This is a genomic window from Curtobacterium sp. SL109, from assembly GCF_026672405.1.
GTDB lineage: Bacteria > Actinomycetota > Actinomycetes > Actinomycetales > Microbacteriaceae > Curtobacterium.
On record NZ_JAPPRB010000002.1, the window covers coordinates 2,549,202 to 2,566,584 of the forward strand.

Annotated in this window: 16 protein-coding genes; 5 read left to right on the forward strand and 11 right to left on the reverse strand. The window is 71.7% G+C overall.

Annotated features, from left to right (window positions below; genetic code table 11):
* Positions 1-48: 48 nt before the first annotated feature.
* From OVA28_RS13645 to OVA28_RS13655, 3 genes are all read right to left on the reverse strand, one after another.
* The gene (locus OVA28_RS13645) at positions 49-933 is read right to left on the reverse strand and encodes an ABC transporter permease (RefSeq protein WP_194660519.1); all 885 of its coding nucleotides are present in this window, start codon (positions 931-933) and stop codon (positions 49-51) included.
* Positions 930-1,889, reverse strand: a complete 960-nt coding sequence (locus OVA28_RS13650; protein WP_194660518.1) for an ABC transporter permease — start codon at positions 1,887-1,889, stop codon at positions 930-932. The genes OVA28_RS13645 and OVA28_RS13650 overlap by 4 nt, the downstream gene beginning before the upstream one ends.
* Positions 1,890-1,978: 89 nt before the next feature.
* The gene (locus OVA28_RS13655; RefSeq protein WP_268097356.1) at positions 1,979-3,547 is read right to left on the reverse strand and encodes an ABC transporter substrate-binding protein; all 1,569 of its coding nucleotides are present in this window, start codon (positions 3,545-3,547) and stop codon (positions 1,979-1,981) included.
* A 127-nt stretch (positions 3,548-3,674) separates the two neighbouring features.
* On the opposite strand from OVA28_RS13655, the gene OVA28_RS13660 reads away from it, so the two are divergent.
* Positions 3,675-4,160 carry a GNAT family N-acetyltransferase gene (locus OVA28_RS13660; protein ID WP_268097357.1) on the forward strand — a complete coding sequence of 162 codons (486 nt, stop codon included), beginning with the start codon at positions 3,675-3,677 and terminating at the stop codon, positions 4,158-4,160.
* 73 nt (positions 4,161-4,233) lie between these two features.
* Here the strand turns inward: OVA28_RS13660 and OVA28_RS13665 are convergent, their stop codons facing one another.
* The 4 genes from OVA28_RS13665 to OVA28_RS13680 form a co-directional block, all read right to left on the reverse strand.
* Positions 4,234-6,978, reverse strand: coding sequence for a helix-turn-helix transcriptional regulator (locus OVA28_RS13665; RefSeq protein WP_268097358.1), 2,745 nt, complete (start codon positions 6,976-6,978; stop codon positions 4,234-4,236).
* Positions 6,979-7,433: 455 nt separating this feature from the next.
* Positions 7,434-7,973 (reverse strand): cupin domain-containing protein, encoded by a 540-nt coding sequence (locus OVA28_RS13670; RefSeq protein ID WP_268097359.1) that lies wholly within the window; start codon positions 7,971-7,973, stop codon positions 7,434-7,436.
* Positions 7,974-8,118: 145 nt separating this feature from the next.
* A complete protein-coding gene (locus OVA28_RS13675; RefSeq protein WP_268097360.1) occupies positions 8,119-9,045 on the reverse strand; it encodes a GNAT family N-acetyltransferase in 927 nt (308 codons plus the stop codon).
* 188 nt (positions 9,046-9,233) lie between these two features.
* Positions 9,234-9,866: a TetR/AcrR family transcriptional regulator gene (locus tag OVA28_RS13680; RefSeq protein ID WP_268097361.1), complete on the reverse strand. Its 633-nt coding sequence runs from the start codon at positions 9,864-9,866 to the stop codon at positions 9,234-9,236.
* A 69-nt stretch (positions 9,867-9,935) separates the two neighbouring features.
* On the opposite strand from OVA28_RS13680, the gene OVA28_RS13685 reads away from it, so the two are divergent.
* Positions 9,936-10,898 (forward strand): SDR family NAD(P)-dependent oxidoreductase, encoded by a 963-nt coding sequence (locus tag OVA28_RS13685; RefSeq protein WP_268097362.1) that lies wholly within the window; start codon positions 9,936-9,938, stop codon positions 10,896-10,898.
* Between the two features lie 79 nt (positions 10,899-10,977).
* Here OVA28_RS13685 and OVA28_RS13690 read toward each other — a convergent pair whose 3' ends face one another.
* Together OVA28_RS13690 and OVA28_RS13695 are read right to left on the reverse strand one after the other, a co-directional pair.
* Positions 10,978-11,130 (reverse strand): hypothetical protein, encoded by a 153-nt coding sequence (locus OVA28_RS13690; protein WP_194660510.1) that lies wholly within the window; start codon positions 11,128-11,130, stop codon positions 10,978-10,980.
* Positions 11,131-11,428: 298 nt separating this feature from the next.
* The gene (locus tag OVA28_RS13695) at positions 11,429-13,795 is read right to left on the reverse strand and encodes an excinuclease ABC subunit UvrA (RefSeq protein WP_268097363.1); all 2,367 of its coding nucleotides are present in this window, start codon (positions 13,793-13,795) and stop codon (positions 11,429-11,431) included.
* Positions 13,796-13,872: 77 nt separating this feature from the next.
* On the opposite strand from OVA28_RS13695, the gene OVA28_RS13700 reads away from it, so the two are divergent.
* On the forward strand, positions 13,873-14,271 hold the full coding sequence (locus OVA28_RS13700) for a VOC family protein (protein WP_194660508.1): 399 nt from the start codon (positions 13,873-13,875) through the stop codon (positions 14,269-14,271).
* Here OVA28_RS13700 and OVA28_RS13705 read toward each other — a convergent pair.
* Positions 14,255-14,713, reverse strand: a complete 459-nt coding sequence (locus OVA28_RS13705; RefSeq protein ID WP_194660507.1) for an NUDIX hydrolase — start codon at positions 14,711-14,713, stop codon at positions 14,255-14,257. The two genes, OVA28_RS13700 and OVA28_RS13705, sit on opposite strands and share 17 nt — an antisense overlap.
* A gap of 40 nt (positions 14,714-14,753) precedes the next feature.
* Positions 14,754-15,515 (reverse strand): SDR family oxidoreductase, encoded by a 762-nt coding sequence (locus tag OVA28_RS13710; protein WP_268097364.1) that lies wholly within the window; start codon positions 15,513-15,515, stop codon positions 14,754-14,756.
* A gap of 148 nt (positions 15,516-15,663) precedes the next feature.
* Here OVA28_RS13710 and OVA28_RS13715 point away from each other — a divergent pair, with 148 nt between their 5' ends.
* Both OVA28_RS13715 and OVA28_RS13720 read left to right on the forward strand, forming a co-directional pair.
* Positions 15,664-16,137 (forward strand): NfeD family protein, encoded by a 474-nt coding sequence (locus OVA28_RS13715; RefSeq protein WP_268097365.1) that lies wholly within the window; start codon positions 15,664-15,666, stop codon positions 16,135-16,137.
* Entirely contained in the window at positions 16,134-17,339 is a 1,206-nt protein-coding gene (locus OVA28_RS13720; RefSeq protein WP_268097366.1) for an SPFH domain-containing protein, read from the forward strand. The genes OVA28_RS13715 and OVA28_RS13720 overlap by 4 nt, the downstream gene beginning before the upstream one ends.
* Positions 17,340-17,383: the final 44 nt, after the last annotated feature.

Here is a 17,383-nt window from a genome sequence, read left to right on the forward strand (position 1 = left end):
CCTTCCGAGTGGACGCTGGTGTCGGTGCTCGTGCTGGTGCTCGGCATGTCAGCGCCTCCGGTCGGGGCTCAGCAGGTCGCTGATGCCGTCGCCGAGCCAGGACAGGCCGAGGCTCGTGACGACGACGACCAGCCCGGGGATGGTGGTCTGCTGCCACTGGGTGGTGATGAACTCCTGGCCGTCGACGATCATCGAGCCCCACTCGGCCGTCGGCGGCTCGATGCCCAGGCCGAGGTAGCCGAGCGTGACGATCGCCATGATGTCCATCACGATGTCGCTCATCGCGTAGATCACCGCCTGGCTCATCACGTTCGGGGCGATGTGGCGGACGAGCAGCCGGGTGTGGGACATGCCACCGAGCCGGGCGGCGACGACGTAGTCCTGCTGGCGGGCGACGATGACCTCGCCGCGGACGATCTTGGCGTAGGACACCCACGAGACCGCGGCGATCGCGAGGTAGATGCTCGTCTCCCCCGCGCCGAGGACGAAGACCAGCACGATGACCATGACGTAGAAGGGGAACGCGAAGAACACGTCGACGATGCGCATCAGGACCGTGTCGACGATGCCACCGACGTACCCGGCGATCGCCCCGATGACGCTGCCCACGACGAACGGGATGAGCACCGCGAGGAACCCGACGCGCAGGTCGACACGGGCGCCCCAGATCAGGCGGGACAGCACGTCGCGGCCGTACTTGTCGGTGCCGAGCCAGTGCGCGGCGCTCGGGGACTCGAGCGCCTGCTCGAGGTGCTGGGCGATCGGGTCGTACGGGGCGATCACCGGGGCCAGCACGGCGACGAGCACCAGCAGGCCGACGATGACGATGCCCGCCATCAGGGAGCCGTTGCGGTACCAGGCGCGGAGCGACCGGGAGCGCGACGCCCGACGGCGCTGCTTGAAGCCCACGAGCGCGGCGGTGGGGGTGGTCATGGGGTGGTGCCTCCGGCCAGGTCGACCCGCGGGTCGAGCATCGTGTAGACGACGTCGGTCAGGATCCCGACCACGACGACGAAGATCGCGACGAACAGGGTCACGCCCTGGATCGTCGGGAAGTCGCGGGAGAAGATCGCGTTCACCATGAGCGAGCCGAGGCCCGGCAGCGCGAAGACCTTCTCGATGACGAGCGACCCGCCGACCAGGTACCCGAGGTTCACGCCGATGATCGACACCGTCGGGATCGCCGCGTTCCGGAGCACGTGGTCGCGGAACAGCGGCATGCCGGCGGCGCCCTTCGACTTCGCGGTGCCCACGTACTCGGACTCGAGCACCCCGATCATCGACGCCCGGAGGCTCCTGATGATCGTCGGGGACATCGCGATCGCCAGCGTCAGCGCCGGCAGGAACAGGAAGTACAGGTGGGCGCCGGCACCGTCGCCGTAGCCACCGACGGGGAAGGCCCGCACGTTCACGGCGAGCAGCAGGATCAGCATGATGCCGACCCAGAACTGCGGCATGCCCTGGCCGAGCAGGGTGAAGCCGCGGGCGAACAGGTCGCCGGCGCGGTTCGGTCGGCTCGCCGCCAGGGAGGCGAGCGGGATGCTGATCACCAGGGACATCACGAGCGCCAGGCCGAGGAGCGACAGGGTGACCGGCACCGCCTGCAGCACCAGCTGCCCGACGGGGAGCTGGTAGGTCAGGCTCGTGCCGAGGTTGCCGTGCACGATCTGCCCGAGGAACCGGAAGTACTGCTCCCACAGCGGCCGGTCCAGACCGAGCTGTTCGGTCAGCGCGGCGACGCTGGCCTTCGTCGCCCGTTCACCGAGGAGCGCGAGCGCCGCGTTGCCCGGCAGCAGGTGGGACAGGAAGAACACGATGATGGTCACGCCGAACGCGACCGGGACGGCCTGCAGGAGCCGTCCGGGGATGAACCGGAGCCGGTGGAGCATGACTGCCTTTCCGAGAGGGGCGGTGGGGTCCGATCGGCGCCGGACCCCACCGGTGTCGGGGTCCGGCGCGCAGCCGGACCCCGACGGAGTCATTTGCTCTTGGAGACGTCCTCGAGCTGGTAGTTGCCGAGGGGCGTCACGTGGAAGTCGTTCACCTTGTCGGTGGTCGCGAACACGTAGGGCGAGTAGTACAGGTACGCCAGGAAGGCGTCGTCACCGGTCTTCTGCTGCAGCTCGGAGTACAGCTCCTGGCGCTTGGCCGGGTCCGTCTCCTTCTGGGCCTGCTTGTTCACCGCGATGACGTCCGGGTTGTCGTAGTGCGTGAAGGCCGAGTTCGACCCGCCCTCGGGGTCGACCGCGAAGGAGGTCCACTCGTCGGGGTCCGGGATGTCCATCGTCCAGGCGGACCACGCCATGTCGAAGTCGCCGGCCAGTCGGGCTTCCTTGTTCGCCGTCGGGTCGAGCTGCTTGATCTTCATCGTGATCCCGATCTCCTTGAGCTCGGACTGCATGATCTGCGCGATGGAGGTCTGGTTCGGGTCACCCGACCGGATGAGCAGCGTCGTCGTGAACCCGTCGGGCTTGGACGACTTCGCCAGCTCGGCCTTCGCCTGCTTGACGTCGTACGTCGGCCCCTCGGCCTTCGCGTCGTAGTACGGGGTGCCGGGCGACAGGAGCGAGTTCGCCGTCGTGCCGTTGCCGAACAGCACCGCCTTGACCATCGCCTTGCGGTCGAGGGCGAAGGCGATCGCGCGGCGCACGTGGACGTCGTCGAAGGGCTTGCGCTGCTGGTTGAACGCCACGTAGTCGATCTGCGTCGACTTGAAGGTGTCGGCCTTCACGCCAGCCGCCGACTTCAGCGACGACAGGCTCGACCAGTCCGGGGTGTCGTCGATGTCGACCTGACCGCCCTGCACCTGGAGCTTGCGGGTGTTGGCGTCCGGCACGACGGTCCACTTGACGCCGTCGAGGTAGGGCTTGCCCTTCTGCCAGTAGTCGTCGTTCGCCGTCAGGCTGAGCGACTGGCCCTTCTTCCAGGACTCCCACACGAACGGGCCGGTGCCGACCGGGTGCGTGTAGAACTCCTTCTTGGACTCGCCCCCGTAGTTGTCGGGGACGATCGCGTTGCTGAACAGCGACAGGTCGGCGATGAGCGGTGCCCACGCGTACTTGAGGTCGATCTCGACCGTCTCGTCGTCGACGGCGCTGACCTTGTCGATCGCCGCGTTGATGTAGCCCCAGCCCGAGGCGCCGGTGGCGGTGTCGGCGTTGATGGAGAAGACGACGTCCTTGGCGGTCATCGGGTCCCCGTTGGAGAACTCGACGCCCTTGCGGAGGTGGATCGTGTACTTCGTGCCGTCCTCCGACGCGTCGTACCCGGTCGCCAGCCACGGCTGGAGCTTCTTGCCGTCCGCGCTCACGTTGAACAGCGGTTCCATGATCTGCTGCATCACGTGGATGGAGTTGTTGTCGAAGGTCGTGGTGTTGTCCATCGAGATGATGTCGGCGGAGCGCGCCATCGTCAGGACACCGCCCTTCGGGTGTCCACCGGAGGCGGTGCCGGCGGTGTCCGCCGAGCCGCCGGCGCTGCAGCCCGCGAGGACCAGGGCTGCTGCCGCTGTCACCGCGGCCACGGCCGCCCGATTCCGTTGTCTCATCGTTGCCTCTTCGCTTCTGTGCACCGGTGCTGGTGCGGAGTCCGTGTCGGGGAGGTGGAGCGATTGGTGCTGTAGTGATGATTACAGTACGACACGATCTTTTCGGTTTTGTTACGTTTGGAAGACGATGGACCACGGCACAGCACAGATAGCCCTCCGCCCCTTCCGCGCTGACGACGCCGAGACCGTCGTCGCCTGGTTCCGCACGCCCGAGGACGCCCTCGCGGTCGCCGGCACCGGAGCGCCGTGGCCCTACCGCGCGGCGGACCTGGTCGCCGCGTCCACCGGGGACGACCGACGCCCGCTGACCGTGACGCCCGTCGACGACCCCGACGACGTCGTCGGGCACGTGGCGGTCGTCCGCGTCACGCCGACCACCGGGCGGCTGGCGCGGATCGTCCTCGCACCACGGCTCCGCGGGCGGGGCCACTCCGGCGAACTCGTGGCGCTCGCCGTGGCCGAGGCCCGGGCACTCGGACTCACCGAGCTCGCGCTGTTCGTGGTGCCGGGCAACACCCCGGCGCTGCGGGCCTACGCGGCCGCCGGGTTCGTCCGCGCTGCACCGGACCGGGAGCACCCCGAGTACGTGCGGCTGGTCAGGCAGGTGGCCTGACCGAGGCAGCCCGGACGGCGAGACGCCGAGACGCCGGGCGCCTGGCGCACCCGGAGCTCAGCGCACCCGGAGCTCAGCGCCCCTGGGACGCCTGCCCGTTCCGGAAGGCCAGCGCCAACTGCGTGCGGGACCGCAACCCGAGCTTCCGGTACACGGCTGCCAGGTGCGTCTCGACCGTCCTGACGCTGACCACCAGCTCGTCCGCGATCTCCCGGTTGCTCCACCCGACGGCGGCGAGTCCCGCCACCCGGTCCTCGGACGTCGTGAGCACCCCGCGGAGGTCCGCCTGCTGCAGCTCGTCGACGGCACGCGTCAGACGACGGTCCAACCGGGGGTCGCGGACACGGTCGGCGGCGGGACGGACTCGTTCGAGTGCCAGGAGCGCTGCGGCACGGTCGTCGGCGTCGCCGGCCATCGCCGCCCGTTCGATGCGGGCGCGGACGACCTCCGGCAGGAAGCCGCCGCGTTCCAGGTCGACCAGCGCCTGGTCCGACAGTGCACGGGCGTGTGCGTGGTCGCCGTTGCTCCAGGCGAGCAGCGCGCGGAGACGGGTGCCCTGCCCCTGGACGTGCGCCCGCCGCGAGCGGAGCCCGATCGCGGTCAGCGCCGACGCGATGCTGCTCGCCCGGAGCAGGTCCCCCGTGTGCACCAGCGCGCGTCCCAGTTCGACGTCCAGCCACATGCGGCGCCCCGGTTCGACGATGCCGCGTGCCTCGGCGAGCGAGCGCGCGCGGCCGAGCTCGACGATCGCGTCCTCCCACCGCTCGGACGCCGCGGCGTCGAGGCCGGCGACGGCGGCACGGAGCAGGCCCCCGCGGTACTCGGCCGCCGGGCTGAGCCACCCGCCGGTGACCGCGGCGATCGCCTCCCGGTCGTCGGCGACCAACGCGCGGAGCGCGCGGGCGCGGAAGACGCTCGGGGGGACGCTGCTGGCCCGTCCCACCTGTGCTTCGCAGTCGATCAGGAACCGGTCGGCGATGTCGGTCCGTCCGGCGAGGACCTCGACGACCGACGCGTGCGCGAGTCCCTGCGCCACGGCGTAGTGCTCCCCCGCGACCTTCGCACTGCGGATGTACGCGGTGAGGCCGGCGCGGGACCGGGAGAGGTCGTCGGTCTGGTACGGCCACAGCGCCTCGATGGCGTCGGTGGTCTCCTCGAGCGGCAGCGAGGTCAGGCGGTGCTCGAGTCCGCGGAGCCGTCCGAGCAGGTCGTCGTCGATCCCCTGGCCGGCGTCGAGGTCGAAGTAGCTGATCCATCCCAGCGCCTTGCCCAGCGTCCGCGGCGTCTCGGTCGGCGACAGCTGCTGCGCGAGGGACGCCAGTTCGTCCCGGACCGACGCGAGCCGGGCACGACTCAACGACAGCAGGTGCACCTCGGCGACCATCCACCGGGCTCCGCGCGCTCCGAGCACCTGCTGCAGCGCCTCCATGCGCCGTGTCACGAGCGGTTGTCCGCCGACGCGGTCGAGCGAGTCCGCCAGCACGGCGACCGCGCGGTCGAACAGCGGGAGCGACAGCCGCTCGACGTCGAACCGGTCGAGCACCTCGAGGGTCAGTGTCATGTCCCCGGCCGCGAACGCGAGTTCGGCCGTCTCGACGACGCGCTCGTGCCGGTCCCCGTGCTCCTCGGCGGTCCTGGCGACGGCGCGACGGGCCAGCAGGAGCGCGCCAGCGGTGTCACCGGAGCGCCGTGCCGCCCGTGCCGCCTCGATGAGCTGCACGGCGAGCCCCTCGTCCGCACCGACCGGCGCGGCGTCGTCCCGGTGGAGCAGACGCGCCGTCGGGGGCAGCGGGAGGTCCGCCAGCGTCGCGTGCACCGCACGCCGTGCTGCGGGCGGCAGCAGTTCGAGCGCGGCCGCCCCGAGCAGCGGGGACGCCACGTGGACGTGGTCGTCGGTGACACGGAGGACACCGCGACGGACGCCCTCGTGGACCGCGGCGTCGCCGTCGTCGCAGAACGCGGAGGCGTCGCCCGACCGCAGGCCACCGCGCGCGGCGGACGCCACGGCCACCGCGGTGCGGACCTGCTCCGGCAGCGACCCGAGCCGCTGGCGCATGACCTCCGTCACCGTCCTCGGGGCGAGTGCCCGCGGGTCGCCCTCCGTCCGTGCCGTCGCGAGCTCGATCGCCCAGAGCGGGTTGCCGGCGGAGGCGTCGGCGACGTCGTCCATCGCCGACGGGGTGAGGTGCCCGACGCTCACGGACTCCAGCACGCAGCGGACGGAGGTCCGGGACAACGGCGGGACCGGGACGACGTCGGCCGCCGTGAACAGGGGCTTGACCGCGAAGTCGTCGCCGGACCCGTCGGAGCGTCGGGCGACCAGCAGGGCGGTGACGGCCACGGTGGACGACCGGCTCATGACCCGCTCGAGCACACGTCGGCTGACCACGTCCGCCCACTGCCAGTCGTCGATCACGATCGTCGTCCCGGGCTTCGCGAGGTGCGCGAGCAGCTGGGTCAACGCGGACACGACGGCCGTCGGTTCGGCGGCGGCCGGGTCGGCGACGAGCGTCTCGAGGGTCTCGCGGTGGACCGGTGCGAGCGCCGGGAACGCCTCCTCCGGCGTCTTCGACACCAGGTCGGCGAGGACGGCGCACCGACGGTCGTCGTGCTGGTCCGCTCGTGCCGTCAGCACGACCCGGACGGCGGTCGCGGTCCGGACGACGGCGCGGAGCAGGTGGGTCTTCCCGATGCCGGGGTCACCGACGAGCATCGCGCGACCGCCCCCGGCGGTGGCGGCCCTGACCAGGCGCCCGAGGACCGCCTGGCGCTCTATCGGCACCTGCGCCCGGGTGTCGGGGTTCCGTTGCTCAGTCACGACGACCTTCCTGACCGGGCGCCGCAGGGTGGGTGGAGAGCCGACGGACCACTCGCGGTCGCCGCTGGCCCGATGCGGGCAGCTCGGCTCGACCGCGACGTCGTTCCCGTTCCTGGTCCGACGCTACGCAGTCGGTCCGTCGATCGGAATGGGAACACGTACACGTCCGGACCGGTCTTCGAGCGGGATTCACAGCGGCGGCGCGCGTCGCGGCTGTCTGCCGCAGCACCCGCCGGACTGGAGGCTCGGTGGCGGTCGCACACCGAGCCTCCCGTCCGGCGGTCGCCGGTCCGGAGCAGGCCGCACCGCGCCCTGGATGCTGCGGACGCGTGCCGCGTCACGACGGGCTCGGGGCCTGGAGGAGCGCGCCGGTGACGACCGCGCCGTGCAGGGTCCTGGCCGCCGCCACGACCCATGCGGCGACCAGGGCGGCGTCGGCGGTGGTGGTGCGGCGGTCAGGCGATCGTGATGCCCGGCGGCGGACCGACGATCTCGATCCCGTAGGTCGCCGCGATCCGTGTCAGCTCCTCCGGCGACGGTGGGACGACGGAGTCGGGCTGGTGGATCGCGCGCTCGCCCTCGTCGACCCGGGCCGGGGCGCCCGCCTCGACGGTGAACCGGTCGAAGCCCGCCGGGGTGTGCAGCGTCAGGAACTTCGCGCCGGCGCTGGCGACGACGAACCCGTGCAGCGACTGCCGCGCGAGCCAGATCGCCGACCCGGCCTCGGCGACGTGGTGCTCGCCGTCGACGGTGAGCTCGACCTGCCCGTCGAGGACCACGAACGTCTCGTCGTCGCGCGTGTGGCGGTGCATCGGGCTGTTGTAGCCACGGTGCCCGGTGTGCTCGAGGACGGCGAGGGCGTCGCCCGTGGACGACCCACCGATCCGTTCGCGGATCAGTGCGCCGAGGAACCAGACGGCCTGCTGGGCGTCCGGGTCGGCGATCGCCGAGGCACCGATCCGGTGGACGGCGTCGAACTGTTCTGTGTCGGTCATGGCATTCCCTCCCGGTGGCGACGACGTGTCGCTCGTGCCCAGCCTGTGGTCGGGGCACCACCGTGTCGTCGGTGGAACCACGTGCCGCGGCGGGCGCGGTCGGGGTCGCCGTCCGGGCCGCGGTCGTGTTCGCGGGCGCGGTCGGTCACCGCACCATCCCGACGTACCCGTCCCGCCGGTGCATCCCCGACGAGGCGTTCAGGGCGAGGACGGCGGCGTTGTGCTCCTCGTTGAAGGTGAACAGTCGTCCGCCCCCCGAGCGCGCCGCGGTCACGAACTGCGCGTGCTTGAAGGCCCGCGCGACCCCACGACCGCGGGCTACCGGGACGACCCCGGTGAACTCGACGTACCACCCGGTGCCGTCCGTCGACGGGCTGACTCCCGAGTACCCGACGGCGTCGCCGTCCAGCCAGGCGATGAAGAAGACGGTCCCGGGGGCGAAGAAGAACTCCCCCACCGACGACGGGTCGATGGCGTCGTCGGCGCCGGTGGCTCGCGGCAGCCCCTGCGTCACGCGGTCGGTCAGGTCGGACATCACGTCGCGGTGGCTCGCCCACGTGACCGTCTCGATCGACAGAGCGGTGTCCCGGAGGACGTCGTCCAGTGCTCGCTGGTGGGTGGCGACGGCCTGTGCGTCGAGGTCGGCCGTCCACCCGACACTGCGTGACGAGACCCGGAAGCCGTGCTGCTCGGCGAGGTGCTGCGCCACGGTGGACTCCTCCGGCAGCACGACGAGCTGCACGCGTGCGGGGTCACCGTCGGGCCGGCGGGCACCGGCGTGCAGGAGATCCGAGGCCCGCGTCGCGAGCACACGACCGAGGCCCTGGCCACGGTGCCCCAGTGCCACGCCGACCGCTCCTCCGACGACGCCCGGGTACGTCGGGTCGAGCGAGACGTGGACGACCCCGACCGGACGTCCCGCGTCGTCGTTCGCCACCTCGGTCACACCGTGGAGTCGCGCGCCCGCGAGGAGCCTCGGACGGATGCGGTGCCCCTGCCCGTCAGGCCACGCGGGCTGGAGCAGGTCCACCACGGTGTCGATCGTGTCCGGGTCCCACGGCTCGAGGTGCATGCGTTCTCCTGACGGGTCCGTGCCTGCGGACGGACGCCCTGGGCTCGTCGATGATCGCTGGCCGTGCCGGGTCGCACCTCCGCGGAACCACGGGTCTCCGGGACGCGGATCCGGACCCGCGGCGCGGCCCCGTGCGGCAGGTCCGGTCCGGTCCGCGGCGCGGTCCCCTGCCGCGGGTCCGGATCCTGTCAGGCCGGCGGCGACGGCCGTCGGTAGGCGCCGTACCACCAGATGGCGGTCAGCTCGGTGGCGAACGCCGCGTCCTCGGACGCGTCGCCGCGGATCACCTGGTCGGTGATGGCCCGCATCCCGCCGTCGACCACGATGCGCGCCGCCGGACGGGGCTCGAGCTCGGCCGAGGTCCGCCCGGCGTCCCGCTCCCCCGCGAGCCAGCCCTCTGCGCGCCGTCGGAAGACCGCGACCTCGGCGTCCCACCGGGCAGCGACGCGCTCGTCGTACCCGGCGACCTCGAGCACCGCCGCCAGCACCTCGGCGTGGTCGCGGTAGTGCGTGACGATCGCGGTGAAGCCGTCGAGCATGGTGGAGTACGCGTCCGCGTCCGTCGGGTCCCAGGAAGCATGCGCGTCGTACGCCACGGCGGAGAGCTGCGGCGCGAGTGCCAGCAGCAGGTCCGTCTTGTCGTCGAAGTGGGCGTAGAAGCTCGACCGCGCGACGCCGGCCTCACCGACGATGCGGAGCACGCCCAGTTCGGTGAACGACCCGCCTGCGGTGAGGAGTCGTTCCGTGGCGTCGAGGATGCGCTGGCGGGTGTCCGTCCGACGCGTCGTGGTGCGCGTGGGACCACGGGTGATCGAGGGCATGCCTCGATGATACTGTTCGGACACACTGTTCGGACAACGTGTCCGAACAATGAGCGGAACGGACAGCACATGGACCACGGAACCGACGCCGAGCGCGTCAGCACCCCCTTCGGACACGGGAGCACCGCGACCGACGTCCTGCGTGGCGTCGACCTCACCGGACGCCGGTACGTCGTGACCGGCGGTGGTTCGGGCCTCGGTGCGGCGAGCGTGCAGGCCCTCGCCGCCGCGGGGGCATCGGTCACGATCGCGACGCGCAACCCCGACACCGTCGACGTGCAGGTGCTCGGCGACCTCGTCGACGTCCGGCAGCTCGACCTCGCCGACCTCGACTCGGTGCGGGACTTCGTCCACGGGTGGAGCGGGCCGGTGGACGGGCTCCTCGCGAACGCCGGCGTGATGGCCCTGCCCGAGCGCCGCGAGGCCGCCAACGGCTGGGAACTGCAGCTCGCCACCAACTACCTCGGGCACTTCGCCCTCGCAGTGGGGCTGCAGGAGCACCTCGAGGCGGCCCACGGTGCGCGGGTCGTCGTCGTGAGCTCCGGGGCGCAGCGCCTCGCCCCGGTCGACTTCGCCGACCCGCAGTTCCACGAGCGGCCGTACGACCCGTGGGTCGCCTACGCACAGTCCAAGACGGCGGGCGTGCTCCTGGCGGTCGGGCTCGCCCGCCGCTGGGCCCCGCTCGGCGTCACCGCCAACGCCGTGGCCCCCGGCTGGATCAGGACCCGACTCCAGCGCCACGTCGACCCCGACGCCCTCCGCGCCATGGGGGTGTACGAGGAGGACGGCCAGCTGCACACGCCGGACTGGTTCAAGACCCCGGAGGAAGGTGCCGCCGACCAGGTGATGCTCGCGGCGTCGCCCGTCACGGCGGCGGTCACCGGGCGGTACTTCGAGGACGGCCAGGAGTCCCCGGTCGTCGAGGGTGGGGACGGCGCCGAGCCCGGGGTGGCGTCCTGGTCGGTCGACCCGGCTGCGGCCGACGCCCTGTGGGACCTCGGCTCGGCCGCTCTCGCCGCTCACCGGGCATGACAGGACCGCGGCCCGGACACCGCACCGCGTCGCTGCGGGTGCTCGCGTCCAGACCGCGGTCCGGTGGGTGTGTCGGGGCTCAGGCCTCGGAGGTCGGCACGTCGTCCGCGTCGATCTCGAGCGCGGCGTGTTCCTCGCCCTGTTCCTCGACGTTGGTGGAGGCCGTGTCCGGCTGCTCCGGTGCGTCTGCCTGCGTGGTCTCTTCTGCCGGATCCGGCTGGCTGTAGCTCATGGGCGGGACGCTACGCGCGCCGACCTGGGGACGGGCGCGAGGTGCGCCGATCGGTCACCGGTGCCGCACGGGAGGCTCACCCCGGGTCCGGCACCGAGCCTCCCGTCCTGCCTACGCAGGGCGGCGCGCGATGGCGACGCACAACGCACCTCGGCTCGAACCAGGGACTTCCGTGGTTCGAGCCGACATCGGCGATGCCACGTCACGTCGCGCCACGGCCGCCACGGCTTCGCCGGCCGCCGACGCTGCGCGCCCCGTGGCGCGCAGCGCGCGAGGCGCCGCACCCACGCCACGGGCGTCAGGCGCCGACGTAGGCCGCCAGGTGCTGCCCCGTCAGGGTCGACCGTGCGGCGACCAGCGCGGCCGGCGTGCCCTGGAACACGACCTGCCCGCCGTCGTGCCCGGCGCCCGGTCCGAGGTCGATGAGGTGGTCGGCATGCGCCATCACGGCCTGGTGGTGCTCGATCACCACGACGGTCCTGCCCGCGTCCACCATCCGGTCGAGCAGGCCGAGCAGCTGGGCGACGTCCGCCAGGTGCAGGCCGGTGGTCGGCTCGTCGAGGACGATCACACCGCCGGGCTCCCCGAGGTGCGTCGCGAGCTTCAGGCGCTGCCGTTCCCCGCCCGAGAGCGTGGTGAGTGGCTGGCCGATCGTCAGGTAGCCGAGCCCGACGTCGGCGAGCCGGGTGAGCAGGGTGTGCGCGGCCGGGAGGCGGGAGTCCCCGGCACCGAAGAAGCCGAGGGCCTCGGCGACGGACATCGCCAGCACCTCGCTGATGTCCTTGCCACCGAGCCGGTACGCGAGGACCGACTGGTCGAACCGGCGCCCCTCGCACTCCGCGCAGGTGGTGGAGACGCCAGCCATCATCCCGAGGTCCGTGTAGATGACGCCAGCGCCGTTGCACGCGGGGCAGGCACCCTCGGAATTGGCGCTGAACAGCGCGGGCTTGACGCCGTTCGCCTTCGCGAAGGCCTTGCGGACGGGTTCGAGCAGCCCGGTGTACGTGGCGGGGTTGCTGCGCCGCGACCCCCGGATGCCGCTCTGGTCGACGGTGACGACGTCGTCTCGGTGGGACAGCGACCCGTGCACGAGCGTGCTCTTGCCGGACCCGGCGACGCCCGTCACCACGGTCAGGACCCCGAGCGGCACGTCGACGTCGACGTCCTGCAGGTTGTGCTGGTCGGCGCCGCGGATCTCGATGACGCCCGTGGGCTGCCGCACGGTCGGCTTGACGGCGACGCGGTCGTCCAGGTGGCGACCCGTCACCGTGCCGCTCGCGCGGAGGCCGTCGACCGGTCCCTGGTAGCAGAGCGTGCCGCCGCCGGTGCCCGCTCCGGGACCGAGGTCGACGACGTGGTCGGCGATCGCGATGACCTCCGGCTTGTGCTCGACGACCAGCACGGTGTTGCCCTTGTCGCGGAGGCGCAGCAGCAGCCGGTTCATCCGCTCGATGTCGTGCGGGTGCAGCCCCGTGCTCGGTTCGTCGAAGACGTAGGTGATGTCGCTGAGCGAGGAGCCGAGGTGCTTCACCATCTTCACGCGCTGCCCTTCGCCCCCGGAGAGCGTGCCGGTGGGACGGTCGAGGGACAGGTAGCCGAGCCCGATCTCGACGAAGGCGTCGACGGCGTCGCGGAGCCCGTCGAGCAGCGGTCCGACCGACGGCTCGTCGAGGCCGTGCAGCCAGGCGGCGAGGTCGGTGATCTGCATCGCGGCGACCTGGGCGACGTCCTTCCCGTCGATCTTCGACGACCGTGCGACGTCGTTGAGCCGCGTACCGTCGCAGTCCGGGCACGTGGTGAACGTCACCGCCCGGTCGACGAAGGCGCGGATGTGCGGCTGCATCGCCGTGCGGTCCTTCTGCAGCAGTGACCGGCGGACGCGGGGCACGAGGCCCTCGTACGTCATGTTGATGCCCGCGATCTTCTGCTTGGTGGGCTCGCGGTACAGGAAGTCCTGCCGCTCCTGCTCGGTGAAGTCACGGATCGGCTTGTCGCCGGGGTAGTAGCCGGACTCGGCGTACATCCGCACGTTCCAGCCGTCCGTGCCGTAGCCCGGCACGGTCAGCGCGCCGTCGTCCAGCGCGCGGGAGTCGTCGAAGAGCTGGGTCAGGTCGATCTCGCTGACGCTCCCCCGGCCTTCGCACCGGGCACACATCCCGCCGAGTCGGCTGAACGAGACCTTCTCCGCCTTCGCTTCCGTCCCACGCTGCACGGTGATGGCGCCACCAGCGGTGACCGTCGCGAGGTTGAACGAGAACGCGTTCGGCCCGCCGATGTGCGGCTGACCGAGTCGACTGAAGAGGAGCCGGAGCATCGCGCTGGCGTCCGTCGCGGTGCCCACCGTGGAGCGGGGGTCGGCGCCGATGCGTTCCTGGTCGACGACGATCGCCGTCGTCAGACCGTCGAGCAGGTCGACGTCCGGACGGCCGAGCGACGGCATGAACCCCTGCACGAACGCGCTGTAGGTCTCGTTGATCATCCGCTGCGACTCCGCGGCGACGGTGCCGAAGACGAGCGAGCTCTTGCCCGACCCGGACACCCCGGTGAACACGGTCAGCCGGCGCTTCGGCAGGTCGACGTCGACGTCACGCAGCGTGTTCTCGCGCGCACCACGCACGCGGATGCGGTCGTGGCTGTCGGCGACGTGCCCCGTGCTGGTGTCCATGCGCGTCAGGGTAGCGGTACCGGTCCGCCGCGCGAAGGGCTCTGGACGACGCTGTGGAGAACCGCCATGCTGGCGCCATGGCACTCCGTTGGTACTCGATCGTCATCGACAGCCGCGACCCCGCGGCCCTCGCCCGCTGGTGGGGTGAGACCCTCAGTTGGCCGCTCGTGTACGAGTCCGAGGACGGCGACGAGGCGGTCATCGCGCCGCCCTTCGCCGACGAGCTCGCCGGCACCGTCCCGCGGGAGCAGCAGCCGCAGGGACTCGTCTTCGTCCCCGTGCCCGAGGCGAAGACGGTCAAGAACCGCCTGCACATCGACCTGGCACCCGCGCCCGACGAGTCGCTGCAGGACGCGGTCGACGCCCTGGTCGCCCGGGGTGCCGCCCGTGCCGACGTGGGACAGCAGGACGTCCCGTGGGTCGTCCTCACCGACCCCGAGGGCAACGAGTTCTGCGTCCTCACCCCTCGGGAGTGAACCGCCGGACCAGGTCGGGCAGCTCCCGCGGCTCGAACGGCTCGTCGGTGGCGTCGAGTTCGTCCGCCGTCCACCACCGGGCGTCGAGGATGTCGACGCGCTCGTCCTCGGTCCACTCCTCGCTCGAGAGCGAGAAGCCCGGGGTGCGCACCACGTAGAACTCGGAGTGGCCGCGGTCGTGGTCGGCCTGGTCCCACGTGACGTCGAAGTCCCAGGACCAGACCGGCTCACCGGGGTCCGAGATGACGATGCCCGTCTCCTCGCGGAGCTCGCGGATCGCGGCGTCGCGGTGCGACTCCCCCGGGTCGACACCGCCGCCCGGCGTGATCCAGCGGTGGGCACCGTCGGAGGACGGCGCGTTGGTGTCCATCAAGAACACGCGCCCCTCCGGGTCGAGGAGCAGGATCCGGGAGGTTCGGCGCAGGCCGGGCGTGGCAGTCACGCCGTCGACGCTAGCGGACGCGGCGTGACCGGGTGGTGCGTCAGCCGACGAAGCCGCTCACGTCGCCGACCAGGCGGGTGTGGTCCGCGGGGACCGGGTCGACGGCGGCCTGGGCGATCTCCGCGGCGAACTCCGAGACGCTGTAGAGCTTGCCGACCTCCTGACGGCGGCCCTCGATCGCGCCGGGGTTGATCCGGTTCAGGAGCGTGGCGGTGATGGTGCCCTCGATCATGTCGCCGGAGACCACGACGAACTCGATGCCGGCGGCTTCGAGCTGCGGGACGAGCTCGCGCAGGGCGAGTTCGCCGGCGCGCTTGCTCTTGGCGACCGGCACGTACTCGGGCAGCGTCTCGGCGGTCTCGACGAAGTGGGCCTGGTGGCTCGTGACGAAGACGACGCGGGAGCCGGCGGGCATGTGCGGCACGGCGGTCTGGAGCATGTCGACCTGGGCGTCACGGTTCAGCCGGAGCGCGTAGTCGTCGCCCATGCCCGACTCCATGCCGCCGGAGGCGTTGAGCACGAGCAGGTCGATGCCACCCCAGGCCTGCACCACGGTGTCGACCATGGCCTGCACGGAGTCGTGGTCGGTGAGGTCCGCGCCCACGGCGAGGGCGTCCCCGCCCGCAGCGACGACCCGCTCGGCGATCTGCTCGGCACGACGGGCCTTGTTGCGGTAGTTCACGACGACCTTCGCGCCGGCCTCTGCCAGGTACCCGACGGTGTCGGCGCCGATGCCGCGGGAGGACCCGGTGACGAGGGCGCGCGTGCCGGTGAGTGCTCCGGGGGCGAGGGGGTTGCTCACAGTGCTGTTCTCCTGTTCGAAGGGTCCGGTCGACCGCAGCGAGCCTACCAATCCCCTGCGAGATGTCGGTGGTCGTCCGATATGTTGAACGGAGTTGAACCGGCTCCGCGGCGTCGCGGTGCCGTCGCGACACAGGGAGGGAGCTCGCGTGCACATCACCGAATGGGTCCAGACGATCGTCTGGATCGCACTGGTCCTCGTGCTGGGGGTGGTCGAGGTCTTCACGCTCGACTTCATCTTCATCATGCTGGCCGCAGGAGCCGCCGGTGGGTTGATCGCCGCCCTGGTCGGCGCCCCGTGGTGGCTCTCCACGATCATCGCCGCGGTCCTCGCGCTCGTGCTGCTCTCGCTGGTGCGGCCCCGCGTGCTCGCCGCCCTCGGCCGCGGCGCTGACCCGCGCCGCACCGGGATGGAAGGCCTCGTCGGCATGCCCGGCACGGTCGCGGTCGCGTTCACCACCACAGCACCCGGTCAGGTCCGCCTGGCCAACGGCGAGACCTGGAGCGCGCGCATCGACGCAGCCGCTCCCGACCGCACCCCGCCGCTCGGCACCGGCGTCGTCGTCGAGTCCATCGAGGGCTCGACCGCCGTCGTCCGCATCCAACAGAAGGCAGCTCAATGACCCTCGCACCCGGGACGATCGTGCTCTTCGTACTGATCGCCGTCATCGTCATCTTCGTGATCGTCGTCCTCGCCAAGGCGATCCGGATCGTCCCCCAGGCGACGGCCGGCGTGGTCGAACGACTGGGCAAGTACCACAAGACCCTCACCCCAGGGTTGAACCTGCTGGTGCCGTTCATCGACCGGCTCCGGCCGCTGCTCGACATGCGCGAGCAGGTCGTGTCCTTCCCGCCGCAGCCCGTCATCACCGAGGACAACCTCGTCGTCTCGATCGACACGGTCGTCTACTTCCAGGTGACCGACGCCCGTGCGGCGACGTACGAGATCGCGAACTACCTCGGCGCCGTCGAGCAGCTCACGACCACCACGCTCCGCAACGTGGTCGGTGGCCTGAACCTCGAAGAGGCCCTGACCAGCCGCGACAACATCAACGGCCAGCTGCGCGTCGTGCTCGACGAGGCCACCGGCAAGTGGGGCATCCGCGTGGGCCGAGTCGAGCTCAAGGCCATCGAGCCGCCCGTGTCGATCGTCGACGCGATGGAGCAGCAGCTCCGTGCCGAGCGGAACCGACGCGCCGCGATCCTGCAGGCCGAGGGCACCAAGCAGTCCCAGATCCTCGAGGCCGAGGGTGCCCGTCAGGCGGCGATCCTGCAGGCCGAGGGTGCCGCCAAGGCGCAGGTCCTCCGCGCCGAGGGTGAAGCCCAGGCCATCGCGACGGTCTTCGACGCCATCCACGTCGGCGACCCGGACGAGAAGCTCCTGTCGTACCAGTACCTGCAGATGCTCCCGAAGATCGCCGAGGGCACCGCGAACAAGGTGTGGATGATCCCCAGCGAGTTCACCGAGGCCCTGTCCGGCATCGCGAAGGGCTTCACCGCACCCCGCATGGGCGGCGCACCTGCTGGTGGGTCGACCGGTGGCTCGGCGGCCGGCGGCGCGGCGGGTGCAGCTGGCGGCAGCGACTTCCTCGCGAAGATCTCGCAGCTCGCGAACGAGAGCCTGGCGAACAGCGCCGCGGCCGACGGCACGAACACCTCGGCGGCGACGCGGGCGAACGCTCCCGCATCGGACATCATCCCGGACTCCGTGCTCGACGAGCGTCTGGCCGAGTCGAACCGCAGCGTCGAGGAGAAGCTCGCCGCTGCCGCCGACGCCACCCGCGCGCAGCTCCGCGACGGTGACGACCAGCAGCGGCAGCAGTAGCAGGAACCGTCCACCAACGACGCCGGCCCGCTCCCCGATCAGGG